The sequence below is a fragment of the Modestobacter sp. DSM 44400 genome (genome assembly GCF_900107175.1).
GTDB lineage: Bacteria > Actinomycetota > Actinomycetes > Mycobacteriales > Geodermatophilaceae > Modestobacter.
Map to the genome: position 1 here is coordinate 1 of NZ_FNOZ01000114.1, position 4,132 is coordinate 4,132.

Genomic DNA, 4,132 nt, shown 5'->3' on the forward strand with positions numbered 1-4,132 from the left:
CCACCCTGGCCCGATCGATGCGGTCGACGAACATGATCGAGTCGATGATCTCCATCTGCCGGGATCACGCCGGCAACGTCAAGCGCTGGCGCGACGGGCAGATGGCGCTGCGCTGGTGCGCCGCCGGGATGGTCGAGGCCGGCAAGCAGTTCCGCCGCGTCAACGGCCACCTCCACCTGCCCGTGCTACGCACCGCCCTCGAGCAGGCCACCACCGCAACCGTCCTACCCGCCGTGCATGATGAGCCCGTCAGCAACGCCGCCTAGTTGATCAACGGGCCGCCACCGAAGTTCCACGGAACTCGGGACATCCTCCCGGGGTGAAAGCCCGTATGAAAGGCCGTACCAGCCGACGTACCGTCGCGGTCGTCGGTGAGCTCGATTCCCTGATCATCTCCGACCACCCGTTCGCCGACCCCGTCACCGGCGCGGCACATGCCTGCGGGCACAACTCCATGATCGCGTCCATGATCGGTGCCGGGCTCGGCCTGCAGGCGGTCCTCGATGAGCTCGACGGCGACGTCGTGCTGTTCGCCGTTCCGGCCGAGGAGTGCATCGAACTCGACTGGAGGCTCGCCCGTCGAGAAGCCGGCGAGCTCGAGTTCGTGCTCGGTAAGGCCGAGCTCATTCGACTCGGCGAGTTCGACGACATCGATCTTGCAGTCCTCACGCACGCTGCGGGCGGCGAGAATGGCCCTCTCGTGACCTCCAAGGTGACGATGAACGGGTCCCTCATCAAACGGGTCCGCTTCCGCGGGCGGGCGTCACACGCCGGTTCGGCGCCCTGGGACGGCGTCAACGCCTACAAGGCGCTCACCATTGCCTCGGTCGCGGTCGACGCACAGCGCGAGACGTTCCGGGACGACGACCTCGTAAGGGTGAGCTCGCTGGTCACCCATGCCGGTGAAGCGGTCAGCGCCATCCCCGCCGATGCTCAGATGGAGATGATGATCAGAGCTCGTACCGTCTCGGCGATGGAGGATGCGTCCGCGAAGGTCGACCGGGCGGTCAAGGCAGGGGCGCTCGCGGTCGGCGCCGAGGTCGAGATCATCACCATCGCCGCATATCTGCCGCTTGTCCCGGACGAGCCGCTGGTCGACCTCATCGACAGGAACTGCCGCGCACTCCTGGGCGATGACAGGGTCCTCCGCGACGGCGGTCACATGGGCAGCTCAACCGACGTCGGAGACCTGGGACGCGTGCTTCCGGTGGCGCACCCCATGGCAGCCAGCGGGACGGACGCCCCTTTCCATTCCGCTGCCTACCACACGTCGGACCACGTCCTGGCGGCGGTCAACCCGGCGAAGTTCATGGCCATGACCGTCGTCGACCTCCTGGCCGACGGCGCGCATGGCGCCGACCGGGTCATCGCGGAGAGCGGGTCGAAGTTGTCCCGGCAGGAGTACATGACGCTGCGCCGTCGCCTGGACCAGACGACAGTCTTCTCTGGCGCGGACTCCTTGAGTCGCGGGGAAGCCACGAGCACGACGTCTGAGTGATGTCGGACTCCGTCCTGCCACCCAGGCGGGCGGGCCGCCGGTGGAAGACCCCACCGGAACTCCGACGGCGGCCGGGGACGAGCTGCGCTGTCATGAGGGCTTGTCGGCGGCAGGAGAACCTGCGGTGTCGCCGGACGGACCGGTGGGCTCGTCGAGCGGCCGCAGACTGATGCGCCGCTCGGTCACCGATTCGACGCGCTCACGGCTGTAGTAGAGCGGAAACGCCTCGCCACGGCTCCAAGCCTCGAACAGGTCGGAGTGGTGGGGGCTGTCGGGGTCGCCCGACTGCCCGGGGCTGTTCATCACCAGCGAGCCGTCCCAGTCGCCGACGTCGACAACAATTCGGAAAGTCGCCCCGCCGGTCTGCACGAAGCTGTCGGCGAGGTATGCCGTGTTGCCGACGGTGTCGCCGCTCCCGCCGCGCGGCGCGGGCCCGACCGCAAGCCGCGCCACGGTCTCCTCGCGCATCAGTGGGGACAGTGGATGCTCGAGGCGGGAGACGTGCAGCCGACCCCACGCCCACTGCTCGCGGTCCGACCCGAGCAGCTGCTCCACCTCGGCGACCGCTGTTGTCAGGGTCGTGCGCAAGATCTCGTCGAGGACCGCGTCGGCGTCCTCGCCCAACCAGTCGCCGGGGCGCTCAAGGATCGCGAGGTCCACTCGCGGGTCGGCCAACTGGCTGTCGTCGGGCGTCAGCTTGGTGACGACCGCCTCCACGTGGTCGGCCGGTACGAGCTGAGCCACCGCTCTGCGGAGCAGGGCGGGCCGCAGGTGACGACGGTGCCAGACCTCGAACAGTGCGCCTGGGGCCGAGTCGGGGTTCAGGTCACCGTCCCACGCCGTCAGGAGCTGCAGTGCGTCACCGATCGTGGCCTCGTCAGCGGTCACCTGGAGGAGCCGTCGAGTGATCAGGCGAGCGGGGACGCTGACGAAGTCTGATTGCAGTCTCACGCAGTCCTCCGGCGAGAATTTCCGGTCGCCCTCAAAGACCTGGGCCAGCCGCTCAGCTCTCGAGGAGGGGGACCAGTCGAACGAAATCACCTTGTCATACGCCGGGTAGTCCTCGGGCAGGTTCATCTCGTTCGCGGTGGCCAGCCAGCCCCGTTCCGGGTTGCTCGCAACCGGGAGCTCTTCCATGTCCCGGAAGCCCGCCCACTCGTAGCGCCCGTCGCCGGGAACCGGCAGCGTGCCGTTCCAGTTGGGCCGAATCGGCGTGCGCCCGGCCGGCTTCCAGCCGATGTGCCCGGACGGGTCCGCGAACAGCTGGTTCTCTGGCGGCGCGCCCCAGCGGTTCATGGCGGCCAGGAAGTCATCCCAGTTCGTCGCTCGCATGTACTCCATGCTCCCCAGATAGGGAGCCATGCCCGGCTCTAGCCAGGCCGCCCGGACGGCGAATGCGGTGTGGCGCTCGACGTCCTCGTATATGACCGGGCCGTGGCGGGTGTACCGGAGCTCGACTTCGACATCCTCGCCACCCTCGACGTGGACGATTTCACGGACCACCCGCATCGGCTCCCAGCGGTCCTGGTAGCGGTACTCCAACGGGTCGTCCGGATTCGTCCGATAGACGTACAGGTCCTCCTGGTCGATCGAGAAGATCGTCAGGCCGAAAGCGATCCGTCCGTTGTGACCGATGGAGATACCGGGCAGGGCGGGTTCGCCAGCGCCGATCACGTCCAGGCCGGGCGCGGACAGGTGCGCCAGGTAGCGCAGTGACGGGACCGACAGCGCTCGGTGGGGGTCGTTGGCCAGCAGCGGTCGGCCGGTGGTCGTCCGGTCCGGCGCGAGCACCCAGTTGTTGCTGCCCTGCAGCACCGTCTCGGGGATGCCGCCGAGGTCGGGGGGATCGATCGCCAGGCGGTAGACGCGCTGCACGTCGTCCGGGATCAGCGACAGGTCCAAGCCCTCTGGGACCACCAGGTCGACCGGCGGCTCACGGCGCCGGCGGAGATCCTCGACGCGCGGGTCGTGGTCGCGCAGGATCAGAGCGCGCGCGACCTCGGAGTCGAGGTTGGAATACAGCCCGTTGGACCGGATGCGGGCAAGGTCCTCCGGCGCCCATAGCGCTGGTGCGTAGCCCAGCTCGCGGAACTCCAGCGGCAGCAGTTCGCGGTCCTGTGAGACCAGGCGGATGTAGGCGTTGACGCCGTCGACGAACGCGGTCGCCACCCGTTGCGTGTCCGAACCGTATGACAGCCACTCCGCTTGCATGTCCCCGCGGTAGCGGAACAGCCGAGAGGCACGATCGCGCTCGACCATCGATGGGCCGAACACCTCCGCGAGCAGGCCAAGTCCTCGACGGCGCCAGAAGTCCAGCTGCCACAACCGGTCACGAGCGGCGTTGAACCCCTGCACGCGGAAGACGTCGTACAGGGTGGAGGCGTACATGTGTGGGACGCCCCAGCGGTCGATCAGGATCTCGGCCGGCCCTTCGAGACCAGCCAGGGTGTACTCCCCGTCGGTGGTCATACCATCCATCCCTTCGGAGACGGGCCGCCGTACGTGTCGCGGTTCATGAAGGACCGCGTAATACGGGCTCTTCGAACTTGAGGGGGAAATGACCCTCAGCAGACGGTGACCCGGCGGTGTCGCCGAGTGCAGGCGAACCGTACTCGGCGGCGCTGATTCTCGAGG

The 4,132-nt window shown here is 68.1% G+C and carries 2 protein-coding genes and 1 pseudogene; 2 read left to right on the forward strand and 1 reads right to left on the reverse strand.

The features are described 5' to 3' along the window. Both BLW04_RS24850 and BLW04_RS24855 read left to right on the forward strand, forming a co-directional pair. Positions 1-266, forward strand: a pseudogene (locus BLW04_RS24850) (IS256 family transposase); the annotation flags it as partial. 65 nt (positions 267-331) lie between these two features. Continuing rightward, positions 332-1,498 (forward strand): M20/M25/M40 family metallo-hydrolase, encoded by a 1,167-nt coding sequence (locus BLW04_RS24855; RefSeq protein ID WP_091548255.1) that lies wholly within the window; start codon positions 332-334, stop codon positions 1,496-1,498. A 90-nt stretch (positions 1,499-1,588) separates the two neighbouring features. Here the strand turns inward: BLW04_RS24855 and BLW04_RS24860 are convergent, their stop codons facing one another. After that, positions 1,589-3,967 carry a penicillin acylase family protein gene (locus BLW04_RS24860; protein ID WP_217631266.1) on the reverse strand — a complete coding sequence of 793 codons (2,379 nt, stop codon included), beginning with the start codon at positions 3,965-3,967 and terminating at the stop codon, positions 1,589-1,591. Between the last annotated feature and the right edge of the window lie 165 nt (positions 3,968-4,132).